This is a genomic window from Rhodococcus sp. D-6, from assembly GCF_040256695.1.
GTDB classification, from domain to species: Bacteria; Actinomycetota; Actinomycetes; order Mycobacteriales; family Mycobacteriaceae; genus Rhodococcus; species Rhodococcus pyridinivorans.
The window spans coordinates 4,069,898-4,093,635 of sequence record NZ_CP132970.1 but is presented as its reverse complement, the minus strand read 5'-3'; the positions used below and the strand labels follow the sequence as shown (position 1 = coordinate 4,093,635).

The window sequence follows — 23,738 nt, the reverse complement described above, 5'->3', positions numbered from 1 at the left end:
AAGATTAGCGAAGGATCGTTGGTGTACGGCGAAGCTGGTGAGGCGGTCGATTACTCGTGTACGACATCGGCGGTCGACGACGGGTAACCGGTGAGGTCGGTGCTGCACCACCATTGCCCGTCGCGCCGGTAACCGTTCGTTGCCAGGACGTCGTCGGCGAGCTGCTGACCCCAGGCCGGGGTCGGGTGGTCGCCCACGGGGATCTCCTGCTCCCAGGCGGGAGGATCATTCGGGTGGCTGTCGGCGTCCACCGCGGTCAGATCGATCGTGTTGTCGCACGCGCTCGGGTGCATGGCGATGGTCGCGGTGATCAGCAGTGACGTGTCCTTCATGACGCATCCCTCCGTTCGGATCGGTTGATGCGCAGCACGTTATGAACGCCGGGTGCGGGGTGTTTCACACGCGCGTGTCGGTGCACAGAGGTGTCCGGCCGGTTCGCGTGCACAAGGCCGGCCAGACAGACAAGATGGGCCTGCCAGCCGTAGGCCTGCCAGCCGTACCGGTCATCGGTGCAACACCCCCCTCCCGTCAAGGGAATCTGGTGCCACGAAACAGGACATGAAGCCCCGACCATCCGGGTTGGGGCCCGACCGTCGAAAGGGGGAGTGCGGCATGCGCACTCGTACCGTTTCCGATCTGCACCTGTGCCCGTCCTGCGGACACGGAATCGTTCGTGCACGCTCGCTCACAGCCCAGGAGCTCGCCGACGGTGCTCCACAGGACAACCTGGCGGTCATCGGGTGCTGCGCCACCCACAGTGATCCGGCCGTCGTCGCCGTGTACGTTCCGGCCGTGACAGTCGCAGCGTGGCCGACGATCACCGCCGACACCGCTATCGACTCGTTCTGCCCCGACTGCGGCGACACCGCGACCGGCTGCAAGTACCTGCAGCGCGGGGTGCCGGGGCTCGCCGAGCGCGTGGAAGCGCGGGCACGTGCGGACGAGAAGGCCGGAATGGACTAGGTTCGGTCGCCGCACGGACGCTGCCCCGACCATGAAGTACAGGGGCGGGGCAGCTCCATGTTGGCGTTGCCCGATGGATCCGCACGATCGAGTGCCGCCCCACTGGCCGGACAAAGGAGTGTCGGCTCCTTCGGCCTCCGACACGATCAAGTCCGTGCACGGTCAGCGCAGGCACGAATGCCACCCGTTCCGACAGGCCCACGGAAGCCGATTGCCGCAGAGTTGCCAAGCCCCGTCGTCGCAGCCGCCCTCATGGAACGGGGAGGGTTACAGTGCGCGATGATGTCTCTCTGACGTACCGGCTGCTACAGGCTGTGTGCCGCCTGTCCGGACGGCGTGCACAGGCTCGCTGCTGGGCGTCCGAATCGGTCGTCGAGTGAGCCTTTGTAAGGAGCGTTGTGAGCACCCTCGGTAGCTTCATCTGGTCGATCGCCGACCAACTTCGGGGTCCTTATCGCCCCAACCAGTACGGCAACGTGATCCTCCCGCTCACGATCCTGCGTCGTCTCGACTGCATCATCGAGCCCGATCGGGAGACGGTGCGCGAGCTGGCGGCGAAGTACGACAACCCCAACAGGCTCAAGATCGAGGTCAAGAAGGCCACCGGGCGGCCGTTCTACAACACCTCGAACTACTCCTTCACCAACCTCCTCCAAGACGCCGACGGGCTGGCGGACAACTTGGCCGACTACATCGACCGGTTCTCGCCCGATGTCGATGTGTTCGAGTACTTCGACTTCAAAAAGGAGATCCTCGCCCTGGAGAAGGCGGAGCTGCTGCGCGAGGTCATCACGTCCTTCAAGGCGATCGACCTGCATCCGGACGTCGTCTCCAACGCCGACATGGGCGATGCGTTCGAGTACATCATCCGCAAGTTCAACGAGGCGGCGAACGAAACCTCCGGTGACCACTACACCCCGCGGGACGCGATCCGGCTGCTGGTGGACCTGCTCTTCGCGGAGAAGGATGTCGACCTGACCGAGGCCGGCATCGTCCGCACGCTGTACGACCCCACCGCGGGCACCGGCGGCATGCTCGCGCTGGCCGAGGAGCACCTGCTTGCACAGAACCCCGACGCGAAGCTGAGCCTGTATGGCCAGGAGTACAACCCGCAGTCGTACGCGATCTGCAAGTCCGACCTGCTCGCCAAGGGCCACGACGCGACCAACATCGCCTTCGGCAACACCCTCACCGACGACGCGTTCAAGGGCCGCCACTTCGACTTCTGCATGTCCAACCCGCCGTTCCGTAAAATGTCGGCGTGTTGTGGCATCGTATGTTGCTGTGAAGCAGAGCGAGGAGATGCGCGGATGGCGGCTGGCCTATGCGCGGCCTAGCCGTCGGCGCCTGACCTCCCCGGTGGCGCTCAAGTACGCACCCACGATCGATGCGCGAGAAGCCGCTGTTGGAATCCGCCCGGGACAACCGTTCCTGCTGTCACCTACCGGACGACCTGACATCGACGTCTCACTGTTCTTCGCTTCCGACACGTTCACGCGTCTGGCAGCCGATTCCCAGGCCTCGTACGCGATGGACCTCAAGGTCTTCCTGTCGTTCCTCGCCGTCCAGGGAGTGGATTGGCGGGACGCCACCCACGATGACCTCGCCGACTTCGAGTTCTGGCGCAGGCGCGACGACCGAAACCCTCGTCGAGTGAGTGCGGCCAAGTTCTCGCGGGAGCTTGCGGCGATCTCGAAGTTTTACAGCTGGCAGCAACACCGAGGCACGGTGAGCCGTTCACCTGTGGTGATGGTCAACCAGGGGAAACCCGCCGGTCCGCGGAGCCTACGTCCGGAGCTGCTGCCGAAAAGCGTGCGTTCGACCCGAGTGAAGTGGTTGACCCCCCGCGCCTACGTACGGTGGCGCGACATCGGACTCGGCGGATACCTCCCGGACGGTACGCGGGACGAGCGGTGGCGCGGCCGCAACGACGGCCGAAACCTTGCTCTTGCAGAAACCTTGTGGTCCAGTGGATTACGACTCCGAGAAGGAGGATCGCTGGTACTCGCCGAGCTACCGTCGTTCGCCTCGGAACTGCAGTACACCCGGGGCCGGGTCAGCGAATCGGTGGCCAAGGGTGGCCGTGGGCGGGACTTCTGGATCTCGGGCCGCACCTTGAAATTGATCGACAACTACTGCGAGTCGACTCGACGTGAAGCCGTCCACCGTGCCCAGCGCGAAGGCCGCTACACCGCGATCACCACGAAGAAGGTGGTGGACCGGGTCGACCATCGCCGAATCGTCCACTACCGAGACGGTGACGGCCGACCGGCCACTGTGCCCCTGGACAACCTCGACTGGAAAGACCGACTCGACTTCTTCGTCGAGGGCGAGAGCGGACTCGAGCCCTGGATGCTGTGGCTGTCGGAAGCCGGACTGCCTCTGCCCTACCGCACCTGGGAGGCCGTGTTCTCTACGGCCAACGCACGTTGCCACGGACTCGGGGTAGACATTCGGTGCCACCCGCACATGCTGCGGCACTCGTTTGCGCTGCGAATGTTGGTCGCGCTCATCTACACCCATGACCTGCGGATGGGGATCACGGCGGCCGAACGCCGCGAGTTCCGCCATCTGTTCGGCGATCCGTGGGTCCTCGTGCAAACGATGCTCGGGCACGCAAACCTCGCGACGACCCGGGACTGCTACCTCGAACCGGTATCCGGACTTCAGGTCGAGTTGTTCCTCAACTCCGACCCGGCCGACGGGTCACTGATCGACGACCTCGTCTCCCGGGTCGCACAACTCTCGCCCCGCATCCAGGACAGCGAGGATCGGCGATGAGCCCGTCGACGTCAGCATCGCTGCCACCCGCAAAGTACGCCCGGCCGTCCCTGATCGACGTCGCCGTGAGACAGGTGAACTTCGTTGATCCCGACGGTCGCAGCAAGGTTTTCGACTTCACCGATATTCATGCAGCACCAGCACTTCTCGATGACCTCGTCCGTGCGTTCGCCAGCGGAGTCGCACCGGGAGGGCGCTGGCAGTCCGTCGCGACAGCAGAAGCGGCGGCCGGCACGGCCAAGCACCTGGCCCGCTACCTGACCGAGGTCCATCCACACGTCATCTCGCTGGCCGATCTGACTGCCGAAGTGTGGTGGGCTTGGCGATCGGAGAAGGACAAGCACACGCGCTGGCCCGGGCAGGTGACGATGATGCGGGCCCTGCTGTCGGAGGCGACCACGCTGCCGCAGTCGACCCGTCGAGCGATGCGCGCGAAGGCGGTGAAACCACGTAAGCGTCTCCCGGCGAATGACGCCTACACCCGTGATGAGTTCACGGCGATCCGCACTGCGGCGAATCAACGTGTGAACCAAACTCTTCGCCGAATCGAGACGAACACTGCGGCGATGCAGCGCTACCTCGACGGCGCCGAACCTGCCGACGCCCCGTCCTTCCGAGTTCAGGGCACACGGTGGACTGTCGGGTCCCTGTTGGCCCACCTGTCCCGCACCGGGATGATGCCGTCCCAGTACCTCGCCTGGGCAGTGAGCCAGAAGAGCTGCTTCGACCTGCGCGGCGTCACCAACCCGGCGCAAGCACTGTTCCCGAGCATCGACGAGGTGCAGTGCCTGATGGTGCTGCTCGTGTGCGAGCGAGGATTCAACCTTTCGGTGATGAACGCGCTGACCGTCGACTCGTTCCGGGCATCGGACCCGGGCACCGAGGAACCCGTTCACACCGTAGACGTCGACAAACCGCGACGAGGAACCCGGCGATACTCCACCGAGATCCTCGTTGGCGAGGCCGGAAAGCTCTGGGAGCGTGCGGTCACCCTGACCCAGCCGTGCCGAGACGCCCTGGACGCGATCGGCCGTCCGACCGACAAACTGCTGGTCGCCCACCGGCACAAGAACCTCACATCGGACGGCCCGTTCCGCACCGAGTGGACGACCGCTTGCCTCGGCACGTCCAGCGCAAGCCGGACCTCAGGCGGCCCGACGTGGACGTTTCGGCGTCTCCGGTTGACCGAGCAGGTCTTGAACCAGACGGCACGACAGAACACCGAGACCGAGAGCGAGGACATCTACCGGCGCCCGGACCCGCTCACCGCAGAAGCAGCCTCCGAGACGATCACTGCCGGGTTGAACGACGCCGTCGCACACGCACACGCCTCGGTCCACGTCCGCGCGATGAGCATCAGTGAGGTCGAGCAGGCGAAGCAGAACCCGGAAGCAGTGGCCTCGGCCCTTGATGTCCCGGTTCACACGCTCGAGTTGCTCCTGGCGGGACGCCTGGACACGCCGACCGCGGCCTGCGTGGACTTTTTCGGCAGCCCATTCGCCGTCGAGGCTGGCCAACCATGCCCGGCCTCGTTCTTCGCGTGCTTCGCATGCGGCAACGCAGTGATCACGCCCCGGCATCTGCCACGCCTGGTCGTCCTCCTCGACGCACTCGACGACATCGCGACCGTGGTGACCTCGAACCGGTGGGACCGAGACTTCGCCGAACACTACGCACGGCTGCGCACCATCCTCACGACCAACGCCAAGACCGCCGAGATCGTCCAAGCACGTGATGCTGCCCGCGACGAGGACCGAGAGATCGTCCACCGGCTGCTGAATCGGAGGCTCGACGGATGACGGCGCACTTTTCCACAGCAGCATCTGTCCCAACCCCGGTGGCCGTGTCGGACTCCGATCCGATCATCGTCGACAAGACCCGCATCGCACCTACCTACACCGAGCCGATCTCTCGGTTCGGAGACAACCGCTGGGATCTCGCTCCACTACTGCACAAACCCACCGTTACGGGCTCTCGATCCATCAACTTCGACACCTTCCCGCCGCCGTTCCGTTCGGCAGCGAAGCGGCTCCTCTGGCTCTGCCTGAACGTGCCCACACCCATAGAGGACCTGGAACGACCGACCGCGACGCGTTCCCAGTTGTCGGTCGGCTCCATCGTCGTTTACGCCGGATTTCTGCGGCTGTGGATGACATGGCTTGATGGACAAGACATTCACCGCCTCGACGGTGTTACCGACAACGTGTATCGACGCTACTGCTCCGAGATAGCCGCCAGCGGGCTTAGTCGTGAGAGCCAGGCGAACCGACTCTTCGCGATCACACGATGCTGGCTGTACGGGCCGTACCTACCCGACACCGATACCTTGATCCGCCCCTACTGGGAAGACACCCTCGCCCGAGCGGACGTCCTCGGCGACGCCAAGTGGTCCGCGGAGAACCGCACTCCGCCGATCCATCCGCAGACCATGTCGGCGCTGCTCGTCTGGGCGATCCGGTTCTGCACCGACTTCAGTGCGGACATCATCGCAGCGACCCGCACCAAGTCGAATCCACCACGTATTCCGCATCTCGACGGCCTGACGCCCAGCGAGCGTTTCGGCAACTATGCACAGCAGCGGCGGAGGTCGTCCAAGACGATTCCAGGGTTCTACCCGAACAACCGCCCAGGCCAACGCTGCATCGCCAAGCAGTTCATCGGGTGGCAGGTGGGACTGGATACGGAGGACGTCCTTCACCTTGGTGCGATGGATCGCGTCTTCGGTGATCTCGAGCCGATTGACGAGGCAGAGCTGCCGGTACCGATCACCGGCACCATCGATAACCAACCCTGGACCGGGGGAATCAACTTCTACGACGTCGACGACCTGTCCCGCCTATTGTCGACCGCAGCATTCATTGTGGTGGCGTACCTGACCGGCATGCGCGGCGAAGAATGTCGAGCATTGCGGCATGGCTGCTGCCGCACGACCACCGACGAGACGACCGGGCAGGCCAGATACCTAATCTACGGCCGCGTCTTCAAGAACGCACTCGACGAGTCCGGCAACACCCTTCCGGGCGGAAGCGAGCGCGACCAACCGTGGCAGGCAATCACGCCAGTCGCCAAAGCAATCGAAGTGATGGAAGCACTGCATCCCGACAGTGACCTGCTCTTTCCGCTCCGGGCATTCACGCCGTTCCGGAACACTGACGCCGACAAGTCCGTGCATCCACGGATGATTCGTGACCGCACAATGGACCTGATCTCCTGGTGCAACACCAAGGCCGACGAGTTCGGCCGTCCCTACGAACTCATTCCCGCTGATCCCGACGGCCCGGTTGTCCTCAAACGATTCCGTCGCACCCTCGCGTGGTTCATCTACCGCCAACCCGGGGGACGGATCTCACTGGGGATCCAGTACGGACACCTTCGGGGACACAGCACCGACGGCTACGGCTCCCGAGTCGCCAGCGGCCTACGGGACGTGTTCCCCATGGAAGAGGCCCTGGCTGCTGCCGAGTACCTCGAAGCCGCCTACACCCGCCTCGACAACGGCGAATCCGTTACCGGGCCCGCCGCGCAGCGGTACCGGGACGGCGTCCGCCTCTACCGCCGACAGTTCGGTGGCCGGTACCTGACCAACCGTCAAGCCGCAGCCCTGCGCTCGAACCCGCGGTTGCGGATCTACGACAACAACGAGCAGTTCGTGAGCTGCTGCTACGACCAGTCCAAAGCCCTGTGCCACCCCGATCGGGACAGAGCAACAAGGGTCGAGGCGTCACCGGACATCACCAACTGCCAACCCAACTGCGGCAACATCGCGCGCACCGACCGCAATATCGCCGACGCCGAAGCGGCCATGGACCAGGCCCGCAACGAGATCGCGAGTCCGGCCACCCCGCTCCCACTGAAAGTGCGTTTGGAACAACGCATCGACAACCTGAACCAGATCATCGATCACCACCGCAATCCTCGGGGACACCGATGACGATGGAAACAACAGACGACGACGTACGGCGGGCGATCCGCGACGCGATGAACCGCCTCATCGCAGGCGAAGCCCTGCACTCGGACGGCAAGCTCACCATCAAATCGCTCGCCGAAGAAGCGCAGATCAAACGCTGGCTACTCACGCACCGCCACACCGACCTTCAAGCCGAGTTCCGAGCACGGATAGCGAACACCGACGCCCCACCTGCATTGGTGGCGCTTCGCGATGAGCGAGATGACGCACAGCGACGCATCGACGAACTCACCGCACACGTCACAGCCCTGCAGGAAACCGTCCACCAACTCGAACGGATCATTCAGATGCTGGCGCTGGAGAACGATCAGCTACGGGAACGTCAACGCCCCGGGCGAGTCGTGCCGATCGGTCCACGTCAGGGAGAGAAACAGTGAACAGAGACCGTTCCATCACCACCTGGTCAGGAAAGAAAGAAGCAGGAGCACCGACATGCGGTTAAACCTCAAATCCGTCGAGGAACGCGTGAAGCCGCTGGCGAACCGCACGTCCTACGACCGCGAGTTCATCTTCGAACTCCTCGCAGCCTACGGACGCTCAGCCGGCAATATCACCAGGTTGCGCAACGGCTCCCTGAACATCGCTGACGACCCGACCACCGAGGTCGGACAGAAGAACGTCGTCTACTTCAAGTCGACCACCGAGGATCTGTACGGCGTCATCGACGAGTTGCGGACCTCACCGACCGTCGTCAGGTACAGCTGCCGATTTGTCATCGTCACAGATTTCAAGGATCTACTGGCGGTCGACACCAAAACCAACGAGACGCTGGCAGCGCCCATCACCGACATCGACAAACACTTCACGTTCTTCCTGCCGTGGGCGGGGATGGAGAAGGCCCAGTACGTCGGTGAGGCGCATGCGGACGTCAAAGCAGCCGAACGTATGGCGAAGCTGTTCGACGAACTGGTCGCGATCAACCCGGGGATTCACGGGTCTCCGCAAGCCCGCCATGCCCTCAACGTGTTCTTCACCAGGTTGCTGTTCTGCTTCTTTGCTGAGGACACCGGGATCTTCAAGTCGGGCCAGTTCACCGAAGCCGTAAGCAACCTCACCCAGCCGGACGGCTCCGACGTCGACCAGCTCTTGACCGACCTCTTCACCGCCCTCGACACGCCTGACGGCTCCCCGAAGCCGGCCCACCTCGCCGCGTTTCCGTATGTGAACGGCCGCCTCTTCACAGTCGAGGCACACCACACAGTTCCGAAGTTCAACAAGAAGGCCCGAGACCTGCTGATCGAATCCGGCCGATTGCTCTGGAGCGAGATCAACCCCGACATCTTCGGATCGATGTTCCAAGCTGTGGTGACACCTGGGCAACGATCGGATCTTGGACAGCATTACACGTCGGTTCCGAACATTCTGAAGACGATCGAGCCCTTGTTCCTCGACGACCTCAAGGAACAGCTGAATGCAGGCTTCGGCAGTATCACTAAGCTCGAAGCGCTATTGACACGCATCAGCAAGATCAAAATCTTCGACCCCGCCTGTGGATCGGGAAACTTCCTGGTCATCGCCTACAAAGAGCTACGCAAACTCGAACACGCGATCCTCGAGCGGCTCCAGGATCTGCGCACGGACCGGCAGCATGCGATGTTCGTGGGGTCGCAAATCAACATCGAGAACTTCTTCGGCATCGAGCTCGACGACTTTGCTGTCGAGGTCGCGATCTTGTCCCTATGGATCGCAAAACACCAGATGAACGTTGAATTCTTCGACAAGTTCGGAATTGACCTGCCGCTGATCCCGCTAAAAGAAGCTGGACGAGTCAGGCAAGGGAACGCGACCCGCGTCGACTGGCAGCAAGTCTGCCCAAACAGCGGGAATGAAGAGATTTATCTCATAGGGAACCCTCCATATGCTGGTGGTAAGGTTCAAACGAAAGAGCAAAAGACTGACTATTCGTACGTATTCGGAACTCGTCCGTACTCGAAGAATCTAAACTATATATCCCTCTGGTTCATCAAGGGCGCTGACTACATTAAGGGAACGCGCGCTGAAATTGCTTTTGTTACCACTAATTCCATTTCGCAGGGTGAGCACGTAGGCCTCCTATTTCCAACCCTGTTCGGCATGGGGCTGGAAATCGGTTACGCCTACACTTCCTTCAAGTGGGAGAACAATGCGCGCCGCAACGCTGGCGTAACCGTCGCGGTTGTTAACCTCCGGAATGCCCGGGCGGGGGTGAAATACCTCTATTCCAACGAACTTCGCATCGAAGCGGATAATATCAATGGGTATCTCGCAGATGGCCCCTTCGTGCTGATCGAACGACGGAAGTCTCCAATTGGCTGCGGTGGCGAGCTTCCCTCAATGGTGTTCGGATCCATGCCACGTGACGGAGGGGGGTTAATCCTCACTCCCGAGGAAAAGGAAAGGCTCGTAGCTGAGGCGCCCGACGCTGAGGCTTTCGTTAAGGCGTACGTCGGATCAGACGAGTTCATCAAAGGTCTCACACGGTACTGCCTGTGGATCGACGACAGAGATTTGGCACGTGCGCGATCGATCAAGCCGATCGTCCAGCGATTGGAACTAGTTTCTGCGAGCAGGTCTGCAAGTAAAGCCCCAAGCACAGTTGCATTCGCTGAGAAACCGCACCGATTTGTTCAGATCAGTTATAAACCAACCGAGTCAATAATTATTCCGAGCATCTCATCGGAACGTCGCGATTACATCCCGATCGGGTACCTCGATGCCGATACGGTCGTCTCGAATAAGGCGTTTGCCTTGTATAATGCCGAGCCGTGGGTATTCTCACTGTTGACTTCGCGCATGCATATGACTTGGACGCGGGCGGTCACCGGCCGTCACGAAATGCGTTATCAGTACTCAAATACGATCGTCTACAACAATTTCCCAGTGCCTCGCCTCACTAGCTCTACGAAGGCGGAGATGAACGAATTGGCTTTGCGAGTACTCGATGTACGCGAGTACCACTCCGAGAAGACGCTCGCTGACCTCTACGATCCTGACCTCATGCCCGACGACCTACGGTTGGCTCACCAGGAACTCGATCAGGCCGTCGACGTGATCTACCGGAAGCGAGGCTTCGACTCCGATGAGGATCGGTTGTCGTTCTTGTTCGGTATGTACGAGCAGACGGCGAATGCGGAGGCGAAGAAGTGAGTACTATGAAAAAGCCAGTGAATATCGTCGACGTTAAGTACGCCCAGACGGGCGGGAGCGTCGACACGGATTCGCTCGGTATGCGCGAGATGCAGCAGCGCGTGTTTGCCCAGCGAGACGCTCAGTACCTTCTACTGAAGGCGCCGCCGGCTTCAGGAAAGTCTCGAGCCTTGATGTTCGTTGCCTTGGATAAGCTCTACAACCAGGGGCGTAAGAAAGTCATCGTCGCCGTACCGGAGCGTTCGATCGGTGGATCATTCGCGAGCACGGAACTGACTCGGCACGGGTTCTGGGCTGATTGGGAGGTGGAGCCCCGCAACAACCTCTGCATGCCTGGCGGTCCAGCAAGCAAGGTGCAGCACTTCGTCGACTTCCTCGCAGGGAGCGACCCGATTCTCGTGTGCACGCACGCAACGCTTCGATTTGCCTATGACAAGCTCCCGGCGTCCGCTTTCGACAGCACGGTCCTCGCTATTGACGAGTTTCACCATGTTTCGGCCGACACACAGAGCAGCCGGCTGGGCGAGCTACTCAAGGGAGTAATGGCCGGGTCGGACGTCCATATCGTCGCGATGACCGGCTCTTACTTCCGTGGGGACACAGTGCCCGTGCTCCTTCCCGAGGATGAAGCGAAGTTCACACCGGTTACGTTCAACTACTACGACCAGCTCAACGGCTACCAGCACCTGAAGTCCCTCGGAATTGGACACCACTTTTACCAGGGCCGCTACACAAGTGCGATCCACGAGATCCTCGACCCAGCAAAGAAGACTCTGGTCCACATCCCGAACGTTAATAGCGGCGAGTCGACCAAAGACAAGATCGAAGAAGTCGGATTCATCCTCGATGCGATCGGCGAGGTCATCAGCCAGGACGACACCGGAATCCTGAACGTTCGCGCTAAGGACGGCACGATCCTGCGAGTGGCGGATCTTGTCGATGACAGTGACCAGATCAAGCGAGCCGAGACCCTGCACTATCTCACTGCCGTGGCATCCAAGAACCGCGATGCTGTCGATGTCATCGTCGCGTTGGGGATGGCCAAAGAAGGCTTCGACTGGCCGTACTGTGAGCACGCGCTGACAGTCGGCTACCGGGCATCACTTACCGAGGTCATCCAGATCATCGGCCGCGTCACCCGCGACAGCCCAGGCAAGACACATGCCCAGTTCACCAATCTGATCGCGCAGCCTGATGCGACCACTGACGACGTCAAGCTGTCGGTGAACAACATGCTGAAAGCAATTACCGCTTCGCTGCTCATGGAGCAGGTACTCGCACCGAACTTCACCTTCAAGACGAAGATGAGTGACGACGACAAACCGAAGGCGGGTGAGCTCAAGGTCAAGGGTTTCAAGGAGCCCAGCTCCGAGCGGGTGAAGCAGATCGTTGCGACCGATCTGAACGATCTCAAAGCGACGATCCTTCAGGACGAGACGTTCACCAAGGCTGCCGCGGGCAACCTCGATGCTGAGGTGACGAACAAGGTACTGATACCGAAGATCATCCGTGAGCGGTACCCCGACCTGAGCGAAGCCCAGGTCGAAGAATTGCGTCAGCAGGTCGTGGTCGACTCGGTCATCAAGAACGGAGAAGTACGCGAGGTTGGTGACAAGCGTTTCATCCGTATGGCGGACAAGTTCGTCAACATCGACGACCTCGACATCAACCTCATTGACAAGGTCAACCCGTTCCAGCGGGCCTTCGAAGTGCTGTCGAAGTCGGTGACCCCGCAAGTCCTCCGCATCATTCAAGACCAAATCACGGCTACCCGTGTCGAGGTCACAGAGGACGAAGCACGCCTACTGTGGCCCAAGATTCAACAGTTCGCGAAGGTCAAAGGCCGGAAACCCGACCTGCGCAGCGATGACCCGACCGAAAAGCGTTACGCGGAAGTGCTTCTCTTCCTTCAGAAGAAGAAGCGTGAGCACGACGAACGACAGAGGATGGTGCAGGAATGATTTCCGACGACCTTCAGAGCATCTTCGACTCGGACGACAGCGGACTCCTCGACGCACCCGAGAAGACTGTCAAACTCACGTCGAGTGATCGTCTGGAACGCTCGTTCCTTGAGATCGTCTCGTTCTACCGTGAGCACGGCAGGATCCCGCGATCGGACACTCGGGAGATCGCCGAGCGTAAGCTGGGAGCCCGGCTCGACGGAATCCTCGCGAATGACGAGAAGATCGCGGCGCTGGCGCATCTCGACGAGTTCGGACTGCTCGTTGTTCCTGAGCCGCCACGGTCGATCGATGAGTTGCTCGAGAACGACGATCTGGATCTTCTCGACGACACCAGCGGACTCCTCGACACTTCGGATTTGCCTTCTCGTGCACCGCGATCTGAGCCGGACGCTATCGCGCAGAGGGTCAAGAGCGCCGACTTCGCGGCGTTCGAACCGCTGTTCAAGCAGAAGCACGCCGAGTTGGCAGCCGGCGTTTCGAAGCTCATCGACTTTCCGGGTGAGAAGTATGTCAAGGAGGGTGCGTTCTTCGTGCTCGCCGGCGTCATGGCATTCGTGGCCGAGGTGCGCGAGCCCGCAGAGGAGGGGGGCGCGAAGGAGCGGTTGCGGTGCATCTTCGAAAACGGCACCGAGTCCTCGATGTACCGCCGGTCGCTCGCCACACGACTCTACGAAGCTCGTAGAAAGAACGAAGGCTCCTACGCTGTCATTAATGCAGAGCTCGACGGCATCCTTGACGACGATCAACACACCGGGTACATCTACGTTCTGAAGTCTCTTAGTGACGACCCACAGATCTCTTCGATCGAGGACCTCTACAAGATCGGATTCACGACGGGATCCGTCGAGAAGCGGATTGAGCACGCCGCTGACCAGCCGACCTACCTGATGGCCCCAGTCGAGGTTGTGGCGACCTATCGCACGTACAACATGAAGACATCCGTCCTGGAGCACCTGCTACATCGTGTCTTCAGCGACGTCAAACTCAGTATCGAACAGGTTGGGAAAGACAGGCGGGTCTATGTTCCGTCCGAGTGGTACGTAGCGCCTCTGGATGCAATCGACGAAGCGATCAGCATGATCGGATCGGGTGACATCGTGAACTACGAGTACAGCGCGGAGCGGAGGCGTCTTGAACGTCGGTAGGAATCGGCTAGGAAACCTTGTATGTGGAGGCCGGCTAATCGCATTCTGATTTCACTGTATTCAAGAGTGGGATATCGCCGTTCACAAGGGGATTGATAATTTCGTCGAGAACATAGGATTCGGACCGTCGCATGCGCTGTTCAAGCTCCAACCTGAGTTAGGACATTTGGCTTAGTGTCCCGATTCGAACCCGAGACGGGTGAGAATCTCCAGCTCGGCAGCAGGGATCTGCGGCGGAAAGTCCTGGACGGCACCGTTGATGGCGATGGTCGAGGTCCGCAGCGGCCGCAGTTGCTTGACCAGCCTCGCGACCGCGACACCGGTGTGGTCCTGGGCGCAGCGGGCGACGGCCAGAGCGGCGAACACGATGGTCAGGTGCGCCTCGATGGCGTCGCGGGTGCGGTGGAACATCGGCCGTGCCCGCAGATCGGTCTTCGACATGCGAAACGACTGCTCGACATGCCACAGGTCGTGGTACTTGCCGATCACCTCGCCCGGTTCCATGAGCGTGACCGGGATGTTGGTGACGTATCCCTTCAAGCCGACCAGCGATCGAGCTCGTGCCAGCGCGGCATCATCGAGTCGCTGACCTGCGCTGGTGGTCTTGACGAAGCGCGTCGCCTTCGACTTCTGGGTGCCCTCGACCACCGCCCGCGCCCTCGCCTCCTGGGCATTGAGAGTCTGGTTGTCGCGCACGGCACGTTTGCGGGTGTACTGCCAGATCGCCCGCCACGAGGTGGGATGCCGAACCGGATCCCAGACCGGTTCGGCCCGCCTTTTCACGGTGTTGACCACGCTGCGGGCGTGCCGGGGGGTGACGGTGTCGATGATCTGCCCATCGGTGAACACATCACCGTGCCAATGGAAATGGGACGTCAGATCAGCGGGCGCCTTCGTCACCCGGGAGCCGACGATGAACTTCAGGCCGGCCTCGTCGAGAGCGGTGAGATTCGCCGCCGACAGCATGCCGGCGTCGGCGGCGATGACCATCTCCACGCCCTCGAGGTCGTGCCGGGCCTGGAACTGACGCACCATGGGGACCAGGGTGTGGGTTTCGGCCTTGTTGCCTTCGAAACAGGCGATCTCCAGTGGGAACCCGGTGCGGTCGACGAGCAACCCGACCACGATTTGTGGATCGACCCGGCGCTCTTTGGAGTAGCCGACCTTGCGCAGGTCGTCTTCCTTCTCGGCCTCGAAGTACAAGGTGGTCACATCGAACAGCAGCAATCCCAACCCGCCGGTGCTGGCCGCGTACTCGAAGCAGCGGCGGGCGATCCGGTCGCGGTAGTCGCCGGTGATGATCTGCGCGAGGTGGCGTTGAATCGTTTTGTACGACACCGGATCAGCGCCGAGATCGCCGAGGACGCGCAGGGCATCGATCTTCGAGGTCGGTTCGACGATCCGGGCGATGACCAGGTCTTTGAACACCGCGTCGTCGATGATGTCGAAGCCGAGCCCGTCGTAGACGAAGGTGAGCACGTCGTAGAGCAACCGGGCGCTGGTGCGCACGGTTCGTCCCGCCCCGGCGAGCTCGCCACCCTTGCTCGTCGTCGGGCCGGGCAGTTGGCCGGTCCGCCAGTCGGCAACATCGGCGATCTGCTCGACGGGCGTCGGCACATCCAGCTCCAGCACGCCTTGATCGCCGTGCAGCAGGTGTCGGGCTCGTTCGAGCAGAATGCCCAGCTCGACGTCGGTATGCGCGGACCCGACGTGAGCGAGGATCTCGTGCCGGCCGCGGTGTTTGCGCACGACCTGCACCGCGACCGCTCCGGATGCGGTGCGCACTTTCCGCACGAATGCCACGGCCCGAACCTACCTGCTTAGTGTCCCGATCCGCTTCGTCGACGTCGTGAATGCGCAGGTGGAAGCCTCGACAGGTGTTCTACCCGCCAGTAATGTCCTAACTCAGGCGACGGGATCCGTCGAGAAGCGGATTGAGCACGCCGCTGACCAGCCGACCTACCTGATGGCCCCAGTCGAGGTTGTGGCGACCTATCGCACGTACAACATGAAGACATCCGTCCTGGAGCACCTGCTACATCGTGTCTTCAGCGACGTCAAACTCAGTATCGAACAGGTTGGGAAAGACAGGCGGGTCTATGTTCCGTCCGAGTGGTACGTAGCGCCTCTGGATGCAATCGACGAAGCGATCAGCATGATCGGATCGGGTGACATCGTGAACTACGAGTACAGCGCGGAGCGGAGGCGTCTTGAACGTCGGTAGGAATCGGCTAGGAAACCTTGTATGTGGAGGCCGGCTAATCGCATTCTGATTTCACTGTATTCAAGAGTGGGATATCGCCGTTCACAAGGGGATTGATAATTTCGTCGAGAACATAGGATTCGGACCGTCGCATGCGCTGTTCAAGCTCCAAGCGCGCCATGGGACGCGATGCGTCCCGCGCCCACTCGGTGACGTCCAGCACGTTGCTCGTCGCATTCGAATAGTCGATGTGATCGCGAATCTGCATTTCGTTCCAGCCAAGTGGAGCTTTGAACTCTAGGATTGGTGTCGGCCCAGATTCATCAATCGGGATGGCACGGAATGGGTCAGGGGCCAGCGATCGAACCAACTGCAAGGGTTCGGCCAGGCCGACGCGGATGTTCACAATGTGTGCAGCGAGGGCGTGTCCGCGCCGGTGTCGATCAATCATGGCGAGCCTGTTCAGCCACCACAGGACGTTCGACATATGGTCAGGTGCTGCATTGAACGGTTGTATGTGACGGAGCAGGCGGAAGGTGTCGTCCGACATTGCCTTCATCCGGCCACGATGGTCCCTGCTGTCGAACTTTTCGGCATCGGTGAAGATCGGAAAGTAGATGCCCGATTCAGCTGGCGGTGGATTCTTGCCGCTGTCGCGAACAGCGAGGTGGTAGGCGAGTCCGTCCAGTGCTGACCGTAGCTCGTAGAGCCATTCACCAAACAACGTGCTGAGGCGGGTCGGCATTGGTCGCACTGTCTTGATCACAAAGAACCAGGAGTCGTCACTGGCTGGGACGGCGCCGAGCTGTCGGGGTTTCGTGTCCAGGTATTCATTCCAGACGTGGCCGATCTCAGCGCGGAGTTCACCAGCACGGTCGACGCGGTCCCGGAGGATTTCGACGGGCCAGTCGTCGACGGTCACAGTGACTCGAGGATTGCTCGGAGAAACGGGGAGTCCTCACCTTGGACAGCGTGGGGCAATTCTGCGAAGGGCACACTGGATTCGTGTTGCTTGCCTCGCATCGACATCCAGGCCGTCCAGGCATCGTGGACGTCCTCAAGAGTCGTTTCCGGCCCCTTCACCCTGGCGAGCACCGCGTACATGAGCAACAGAGGATACGAATCGTCCGGCAGGACGTCGGCCGACAGATTGCTCTTGATCCGCTCAGCGAGCTGCTCGATGTAGTTCACGGTCACCACCAAATCACGTAGATCGCCAACATTGCGTACAGCACTGCAAAGAGCAGCGGGACGAGCCTCTCGATCTGGCCGAGCTCTGCATAGCGCTTTCGCCAGCTACTCACTGGGTCTTGCTTCAGGTGCTCCCACTCATCCTTGAAGAGATGGATCTGCAAATGCCCCGCCTCAAGCTGATTGATGACCGCAAATTTCGCGCTGTTGAGATCACGATACGAACGGAGCAGCATCCACCATGAGCACGCGATGAGGACGCCGGCGATCGCGGCGAGAGTAAGGACAAAGCGGTCCGGCGTCGGATCGTCCTTCGTTCCAGTGTTCACTGCAAAAGCGCCGAGGGCGACTGCGAGTCCAGCCTGAATCGAGAAGAAGAACGTGTTCGCAGTTGCCCGCCGAGCGGAGACGCGGTCGGCCATCTCCACGGCGAGTTTGTACTGCTCGAACACACATGGATCGAATGGCTGCGCCGGATCAGAGGGTGTCATCGACTGCCGCCGATCAGGGCTTTCAGGTTGTCCCAGGTCCATCGATAAATCTGGTCCGTAGTCTTGGCTGAAGACGGCTTTCGGCAGGTCTGCCCCGACCGGCCCCAGAGGAGGAAGTAGTTGATTCCTTCCTGTTGGGCGAGGGACAGCTCGTACGCAACACCACTCGCGGTATTGGTGTTCGTCCCGCAGATGACCGCAACGACGTCGGACGCGCGAATCCTTCTCCGGGCTTCTTCTTTCCACCCCGGCGACGCTGTCTTGATTGACCAGTCACTGATCTCGAACGGAGAACCGGCATTCTTCGACTGTCCGATCAGGAAGTTCTTCAAGTCGAGGTCGTAGTCGTAGTCGAAGCTGACGAACACGCGAGTCTTGGTCACTGCACGCCTTCCAGCGAGATGAGTTCGGGTAGTGCACAGAGTCGGAGCCAGGCCCTAAACGACCATCGATCCGACTAGGGGCATCAGGTTACATCCAGCGTCTGACAGGCTCCGCTCAGAAGATCAGCACCGCTAATCGACCCGGCAGGCAACACGCCGAAACCCTGCAGGGAACCGCCCTACGGCGTCGACTGGAAGCAGTACGCCAAGGCGGTCACGAAAGAGCGCGACGAAGCAGGCCCCTATGGCCGCTTTGCCCCCGGTCTGCCGTCGACGTCGGACGGGCAGATGCTTTTCCTGCTCCACCTGGCCCACAAGATGCGCGCCCCCGAGGACGGCGGCGGCCGCGTCGGCATCGTCATGAACGGCTCGCCACTCTTCAACGGCGCCGCCGAGTCCGGCCCCTCCAACATCCGCAGGTGGCTACTTGAGAACGACCTGGTCGAGGCCATCGTCGCACTGCCGACCAACATGTTCTTCAACACCGGCATCGCCACCTACATCTGGATCCTCGATAACACTAAGCACTCCGACCGCAAGGGTTTGGTCCAGCTCATCGACGGCACCTCGTTCTGGACCAAGATGCGCAAGAATCTCGGATCTAAGGGCCGCGAGATCAGCGATGCCGACCGCGCCGCGATCGTGAAGTTGTACGCCGACTTCACCGACGCCAACTCGGAGCACTCTAAGCTGCTGCGCAACGACGAGTTCGGCTACTGGACAATCACCGTCGAGCGGCCTCTCCTCGACGAGTCCGGCAACCCCGTCGTTGACCGCAAGGGCAAGCCCAAACCGGACCCGAAAAAACGCGATACCGAGAACGTTCCGTTCACCTACGGAGGCTCTACCGCTGGCGACGTGGGCAAGACCGAGGTCATCCAGGCCTACTTCGACGCCGAGGTGAAGCCGCACGTCCCCAACGCCTGGATCGACTGGGCTAAGGTCAAGACCGGCTACGAGATCCCCTTTACCCGCTACTTCTATAGGTACATCCCACCCCGGCCACTCGCCGAGATCGATGCCGATCTGGAGAAGCAGGTTGCCAAGATCCTCGACCTCCTGCGGGAGGTCGAGGGGTGACCCAAGCACAGTTCGATTTTGAGCAGGCATGGGCAGGCAGCGTTCCGGCTCGCTGGCGCTGGACTCGGAACAAGGAACTTCTGTCCGAGTCGCAGGCCCTCACTGCCGATGGCTCGGAGGAGCTCCTCAGCGTTTCGCATCTGACAGGGATCACTCCAAAGTCGGAAAAGAATGTGACGATGACTGCAGCTGAGAGCCTTAAGGGCTACCGCCTGGTGGAGACTGGCGATCTCGTCATCAACACCATGTGGGCGTGGATGGGAGCGCTTGGCGTTGCGAAGCAGTCGGGGATTGTAAGCCCGGCTTACGGGGTCTACAAACCTCGCCAAGATGCGCCCTTTCATCCGGTGTTTTATGACTACTTCTACAGATCGATTCCGTACGTGATGGAGATGACTCGTCTCTCACGCGGCATTTGGTCCTCGCGGCTGCGGCTTTATCCGGATGTCTTTCTCCGCATGGCGATTCCGATTCCACCGCTGGAGGAGCAGCGCGCCATCGCCGACTACCTCGACCGCGAGACCGCCCGCATCGACACGCTCATCGAAGAGCAGCAGCGCCTGATCGAGATGCTCCGCGAGCGCCGACGTGTGCTGGTCACCCGCGCCGTCTGCTTCGGGGTGGACGAAGACGTCGAACTTCGCGACAGCGGTGACCCTGTGGTCGGTCTGGTCCCCCGTCATTGGACGGTCAAGGCCGTCCGCCACTGGATGGAAAGCCTCGACGGTCAGCGCATCCCGCTGAGTGGCGAGGAACGTGCCGACCGTCGCGGTGACTTCAACTACTACGGAGCATCCGGAGTGATCGATCACGTCGACGGCTACTTGTTCGACGAACCGCTTGTGTTGGTCTCTGAAGATGGAGCCAATCTCCTGATGCGCTCCACGCCGATTGCCTTTGCTGCCAAGGGGCGCTACTGGGTGAACAACCATGCCCACGTCCTTCGTCCTCTAGGCGATGGCGACGTCGACTTTTGGGCCCAGAGGCTAGAAGCACTTGATGTCACCACCGTCGTTTCTGGATCGGCGCAGCCCAAGTTGACCGCTGGAGCCCTAATGGGACTCCGGGTTTCTGCACCTGATGACATCAACGAGCAGCGACGAATCGCTGCATATCTGGCCGAGCAGACCTCAAAGATTGACGTGCTGATCGCAGAGTCGGAGCGCTTCGTTCAACTATCACGGGAGCGGCGTGCCGCGCTGATCACCGCGGCAGTGACCGGGCAGATCGACATACGGGAGACGGGGTAATGGCCGATCACAACGAGATCGTCTTCGAGTCCGAGATCTGTGCGTACCTGGAAGCCCACGGGTGGCTGCACTCGGCGAACGACACCGGATACGACCGGGAACGGGCGCTGTTCCCCGAGGACCTGTTTGCCTGGCTGCAGGAGACCCAACAGACGGCGTACGAGAAGGCTTTGAAGGCCGCTGGGTCCCAGGCGAAATTCCTCGACGTGCTGACCACGGCGCTCGACAAGCCTCTCGAACACGGTGGCGGGACGCTGAACATCCTGCGCAACGGGGTGCAATACATCGGTGGCGGCCGGTTGAAAATGGCCCAGTTCCGCCCCGAAACCAGCCTGAACGCGACCACCAACGAGCAGTACGCGGCGATGCGGGTGCGGGTGATGCGGCAGGTGCATTTCTCCACCGCAGACCAACGCTGCATCGACCTGGTCTTTTTCGTTAACGGCCTCCCGGTCGCCACCGTGGAGTTGAAGACCGACTTCACCCAGTCTCTCGACGAGGCGATCAACCAGTACCGCAAAGACCGGCATCCGATGACCAACGGGCGGGTCGAGCCGCTGCTGTCGTTCGGATGCCGGGCGCTGGTGCATTTCGCGGTCTCCAACGACCTGGCCGCGATGACCACCCGGCTCGAAGGTGAGAAGACGCACTTCCTGCCGTTCAACATGGGCTACAAGGGCGGCGCAGGGAACCCGCCGGCCGAGGGCGGGCGGTCGGCGACGGCGTACCTGTGGGAGCGGGTCTGGGACAAGGACGCCTGGCTGAACATCATCGGTCGGCTGATGATCGTGGAGACCAAGGAAGAATGGGATGTCGCGACCGGGACGTCGGTGCGGCGTACGAGCATGCTCTTCCCGCGGTTCCACCAGTGGGAGGCTGTGACGAACATCGTCGCCGCGGTGCGCGAGGAGGGGGTCGGGCATCGTTACCTGATCGAGCACTCGGCCGGGTCGGGGAAGACGAACACCATCGCCTGGACCGCCCACCGCCTCGCCCGTCTGCACGTCAGCGACGAGAAGGTGTTCGACTCGGTGATCGTGGTCGTGGATCGCACCGTGCTCGACGGGCAACTCCAGGAGGCGATCCGGCAGATCGACGGGTCCGGGAAGATCGTGGCCACGATCAGCCCGGAGGACGTCCGCAAGGCGGGGGCGAAGTCGAAATCCGGGCTGCTGGCAACCGCGCTCAAGAACGGGGAGCTGATCATCGCGGTGACGGTGCAGACCTTCCCGTTCGCCCTCGACGAGATCCGGAAGGACTCGTCATTGAAGGGCCGGCGGTTCGCGGTGATCGCCGACGAGGCGCACTCCTCGCAGTCGGGTCAGATCTCCGCCAAGCTCAAGGCCGTGCTGACCGCGGAGGAGGTCAAGGAGATCGAGGAGGGCGGTGAGGTCGACGTCGAGTCGATCCTGGCTGCGGAGATGACCGAGCGAGCCGACTCGGAGACCATCTCCTACTTCGCGTTCACAGCGACGCCGAAGAACAAGACCCTGGAGCTCTTCGGACGTAAGGGGCCTGACGGGAAGCCGGTCGAGTTCCACCTCTACTCGATGCGCCAGGCGATCGAAGAGGGTTACATCCTCGACGTGCTCAAGGGCTACCAGACCTACGACACCGCGCTGAAGATCGCCGGCAAGGCCGAGAGCGGCGACGGCGGCGAGGTGGAGGAGTCCGCGGCGCGTAAGGGGTTGATGCGGTGGGTGAAACTGCACCCGACCAACATCAGCCAGAAGGTGCAGATCATCGTCGAGCACTTCCATACCAATGTCGCCCACCTGCTCGAGGGCAAGGCGAAGGCGATGGTCGTGACCGATTCGCGCAAGGCCGCGGTGAAGTACAAGAAGGCGATCGACGCCTACATCGCCAAACGAGCGGCCCTGGACGCCTCGTACAACTACCGCACCCTGGTCGCATTCTCCGGTGCGGTGACGATGGACGAGGACGAGCAGTGGGCGTCGGAGTGGGGGCCGCAGCCGAGCAAGGACGACGAGTTCACCGAGGCCAACCTGAATCCCGGTGCCGGCTCGGACCTGGCGGCGGCCTTTAAGGGCACGACGTACACGATCATGTTGGTTGCCAACAAGTTCCAGACTGGGTTCGACCAGCCGTTGCTCTCGGCGATGTACGTCGACAAGAAGCTCTCCGGGGTCACGGCCGTGCAGACCCTCTCCCGGCTCAACCGCACCCATCGCACCGCGAGCGGGGAGCAGAAGCGCAAGACGTTCGTCATCGACTTCGTGAACAAGCCCGAGGACATTCGGGCGGCGTTCGAGCCGTACTTCACGGGCGCCAGCCTCGAGACCGAGACCGACCCGTACGTCGTCGTCCATCTCGCCACCAAGCTCGCCCAGGCCGGGATCTACACCCCCGAGCAGGTGCGTGAGGTCGCCGAACTGTGGGTCACCCGCAAGGGCAACAACGCACTCTCGGCCGCGATCGGCCCGGCCAAGCACGGCTTCGCCCGCCGCTACGCGGGGGCGCTCGAGGCCGACGACAAGGTCACCCTCAACACCCTCGACCTTTTCCGCAAGGACGTCTCTACCTACGTGCGGCTCTACGACTTCATGAGCCAGATCGTCGACTACGGCGACCCGTACATGGAGATGCTGTCGATCTTCCTGCGGCTGCTCGAGCGGGTGATCGCGGACTCTGCCTGGGCTGCGGAGGTCGATCTCTCCGACGTGGTCCTGGTCGGGGTCAAGCACACCAAGGCGGCTGCGGTCGACATCGCGCTGACCGGGGACGGTCAGCTCAAGGGCATCAACGCCGCCGGCACCGGCACCCGCAAGGAACCGAAGTACGTTGCCCTGCAGGTCGTCATCGACAAGATGAACGACCTCTTCGGCGCGGAAGCCTTTACCGATTCACAGATCCGCGAGTTCGTGCAAGGACTGGTGCAGCGACTGCTCGACTACCCGGACCTGGTCAACCAGACCAAGGTGAACTCGAAGAAGCAGTTCATGGAATCGCAGGACTTCCACTCGGCGGTGACCGAGGCGGTCGTCGACAACCAGGAGGCCCACAACACCATGGCCGACTACTTCTTCAGCGACGGCCCCGCCATCAGCGCCGTCATCGTGGCGCTCGCGGATGCGTTCTACGAGGCAGCGATCGATCAGCAGACGCAGGTATAAGCGGCCCTACCCCGGCACGGTGCCATGCGGATCAGGCGAAACGGTGGCAGTGCCGCTGAT

General features: G+C 61.6%; 17 protein-coding genes and 2 pseudogenes. 13 read left to right on the top strand and 6 right to left on the bottom strand.

All coding sequences use genetic code 11. The features are described 5' to 3' along the window. Positions 1–50 precede the first annotated feature (50 nt). A complete protein-coding gene (locus RBB84_RS19140; RefSeq protein ID WP_350246478.1) occupies positions 51–332 on the bottom strand; it encodes a hypothetical protein in 282 nt (93 codons plus the stop codon). A 280-nt stretch (positions 333–612) separates the two neighbouring features. On the opposite strand from RBB84_RS19140, the gene RBB84_RS19135 reads away from it, so the two are divergent. The 9 genes and pseudogenes from RBB84_RS19135 to RBB84_RS19095 all read left to right on the top strand — a co-directional run bounded on the left by RBB84_RS19135 (position 613) and on the right by RBB84_RS19095 (position 13,946). Then, positions 613–963, top strand: a complete 351-nt coding sequence (locus tag RBB84_RS19135) for a hypothetical protein (protein WP_193904264.1) — start codon at positions 613–615, stop codon at positions 961–963. A 398-nt stretch (positions 964–1,361) separates the two neighbouring features. Further along, a pseudogene (locus RBB84_RS19130) lies at positions 1,362–2,210 on the top strand (class I SAM-dependent DNA methyltransferase); the annotation flags it as partial. 37 nt (positions 2,211–2,247) lie between these two features. Continuing rightward, positions 2,248–3,744, top strand: coding sequence for a site-specific integrase (locus RBB84_RS19125; RefSeq protein ID WP_254584716.1), 1,497 nt, complete (start codon positions 2,248–2,250; stop codon positions 3,742–3,744). Beyond that, the gene (locus tag RBB84_RS19120; RefSeq protein ID WP_191903119.1) at positions 3,741–5,543 is read left to right on the top strand and encodes a hypothetical protein; all 1,803 of its coding nucleotides are present in this window, start codon (positions 3,741–3,743) and stop codon (positions 5,541–5,543) included. Before RBB84_RS19125 ends, RBB84_RS19120 begins: the two co-directional genes overlap by 4 nt. Further along, entirely contained in the window at positions 5,540–7,675 is a 2,136-nt protein-coding gene (locus RBB84_RS19115) for a hypothetical protein (RefSeq protein ID WP_191903118.1), read from the top strand. The genes RBB84_RS19120 and RBB84_RS19115 overlap by 4 nt, the downstream gene beginning before the upstream one ends. Then, positions 7,672–8,088 (top strand): hypothetical protein, encoded by a 417-nt coding sequence (locus tag RBB84_RS19110; protein WP_191903117.1) that lies wholly within the window; start codon positions 7,672–7,674, stop codon positions 8,086–8,088. Before RBB84_RS19115 ends, RBB84_RS19110 begins: the two co-directional genes overlap by 4 nt. A 55-nt stretch (positions 8,089–8,143) precedes the next feature. Further along, a complete protein-coding gene (locus RBB84_RS19105; protein ID WP_254584713.1) occupies positions 8,144–10,837 on the top strand; it encodes a DNA methyltransferase in 2,694 nt (897 codons plus the stop codon). A gap of 5 nt (positions 10,838–10,842) precedes the next feature. Beyond that, on the top strand, positions 10,843–12,798 hold the full coding sequence (locus RBB84_RS19100) for a DEAD/DEAH box helicase (protein ID WP_225223549.1): 1,956 nt from the start codon (positions 10,843–10,845) through the stop codon (positions 12,796–12,798). Then, complete coding sequence (locus RBB84_RS19095) at positions 12,795–13,946, top strand: GIY-YIG nuclease family protein (protein WP_191903114.1); 1,152 nt, start codon at positions 12,795–12,797, stop codon at positions 13,944–13,946. The genes RBB84_RS19100 and RBB84_RS19095 overlap by 4 nt, the downstream gene beginning before the upstream one ends. Before the next feature lie 171 nt (positions 13,947–14,117). Here the strand turns inward: RBB84_RS19095 and RBB84_RS19090 are convergent, their stop codons facing one another. Then, on the bottom strand, positions 14,118–15,749 hold the full coding sequence (locus RBB84_RS19090) for an IS1634 family transposase (protein WP_203011628.1): 1,632 nt from the start codon (positions 15,747–15,749) through the stop codon (positions 14,118–14,120). 46 nt (positions 15,750–15,795) lie between these two features. Here RBB84_RS19090 and RBB84_RS19085 point away from each other — a divergent pair, with 46 nt between their 5' ends. Beyond that, positions 15,796–16,170: a GIY-YIG nuclease family protein gene (locus tag RBB84_RS19085; RefSeq protein ID WP_350246475.1), complete on the top strand. Its 375-nt coding sequence runs from the start codon at positions 15,796–15,798 to the stop codon at positions 16,168–16,170. A gap of 34 nt (positions 16,171–16,204) precedes the next feature. Here the strand turns inward: RBB84_RS19085 and RBB84_RS19080 are convergent, their stop codons facing one another. From RBB84_RS19080 to RBB84_RS19065, 4 genes are read right to left on the bottom strand one after another with little or no spacing between them, the layout of a single operon-like run. After that, the gene (locus RBB84_RS19080; protein WP_350246474.1) at positions 16,205–17,071 is read right to left on the bottom strand and encodes a hypothetical protein; all 867 of its coding nucleotides are present in this window, start codon (positions 17,069–17,071) and stop codon (positions 16,205–16,207) included. Further along, positions 17,068–17,340 carry a hypothetical protein gene (locus RBB84_RS19075; protein WP_350246473.1) on the bottom strand — a complete coding sequence of 91 codons (273 nt, stop codon included), beginning with the start codon at positions 17,338–17,340 and terminating at the stop codon, positions 17,068–17,070. The genes RBB84_RS19080 and RBB84_RS19075 overlap by 4 nt, the downstream gene beginning before the upstream one ends. 2 nt (positions 17,341–17,342) lie before the next feature. Next, the gene (locus tag RBB84_RS19070) at positions 17,343–17,792 is read right to left on the bottom strand and encodes a hypothetical protein (protein ID WP_350246472.1); all 450 of its coding nucleotides are present in this window, start codon (positions 17,790–17,792) and stop codon (positions 17,343–17,345) included. A 35-nt stretch (positions 17,793–17,827) separates the two neighbouring features. Continuing rightward, positions 17,828–18,214: a TIR domain-containing protein gene (locus RBB84_RS19065; RefSeq protein WP_350246470.1), complete on the bottom strand. Its 387-nt coding sequence runs from the start codon at positions 18,212–18,214 to the stop codon at positions 17,828–17,830. 174 nt (positions 18,215–18,388) lie between these two features. Between RBB84_RS19065 and RBB84_RS19060 the strand changes: the two are divergent. The 3 genes and pseudogenes from RBB84_RS19060 to RBB84_RS19050 form a co-directional block, all read left to right on the top strand. Beyond that, positions 18,389–19,294 (top strand): annotated as a pseudogene (locus tag RBB84_RS19060) (N-6 DNA methylase); the annotation flags it as partial. Next, positions 19,291–20,544: a restriction endonuclease subunit S gene (locus RBB84_RS19055; protein ID WP_193904266.1), complete on the top strand. Its 1,254-nt coding sequence runs from the start codon at positions 19,291–19,293 to the stop codon at positions 20,542–20,544. The pseudogene RBB84_RS19060 and the gene RBB84_RS19055, both read left to right, overlap by 4 nt. Then, positions 20,544–23,678 carry a type I restriction endonuclease gene (locus RBB84_RS19050; RefSeq protein WP_193904267.1) on the top strand — a complete coding sequence of 1,045 codons (3,135 nt, stop codon included), beginning with the start codon at positions 20,544–20,546 and terminating at the stop codon, positions 23,676–23,678. Before RBB84_RS19055 ends, RBB84_RS19050 begins: the two co-directional genes overlap by 1 nt. Positions 23,679–23,738: the final 60 nt, after the last annotated feature.

Bases quoted from the DNA above. Each gene is read 5' to 3' on its own strand.
- RBB84_RS19095 (WP_191903114.1), top strand. From the start codon at position 12,795: ATGATTTCCGACGACCTTCAGAGCATCTTCGACTCGGACGACAGCGGA.
- RBB84_RS19110 (WP_191903117.1), top strand. From the start codon at position 7,672: ATGACGATGGAAACAACAGACGACGACGTACGGCGGGCGATCCGCGAC.
- RBB84_RS19105 (WP_254584713.1), top strand. From the start codon at position 8,144: ATGCGGTTAAACCTCAAATCCGTCGAGGAACGCGTGAAGCCGCTGGCG.
- RBB84_RS19135 (WP_193904264.1), top strand. From the start codon at position 613: ATGCGCACTCGTACCGTTTCCGATCTGCACCTGTGCCCGTCCTGCGGA.
- RBB84_RS19100 (WP_225223549.1), top strand. From the start codon at position 10,843: ATGAAAAAGCCAGTGAATATCGTCGACGTTAAGTACGCCCAGACGGGC.
- RBB84_RS19140 (WP_350246478.1), bottom strand. From the start codon at position 332: ATGAAGGACACGTCACTGCTGATCACCGCGACCATCGCCATGCACCCG.
- RBB84_RS19050 (WP_193904267.1), top strand. From the start codon at position 20,544: ATGGCCGATCACAACGAGATCGTCTTCGAGTCCGAGATCTGTGCGTAC.
- RBB84_RS19120 (WP_191903119.1), top strand. From the start codon at position 3,741: ATGAGCCCGTCGACGTCAGCATCGCTGCCACCCGCAAAGTACGCCCGG.
- RBB84_RS19115 (WP_191903118.1), top strand. From the start codon at position 5,540: ATGACGGCGCACTTTTCCACAGCAGCATCTGTCCCAACCCCGGTGGCC.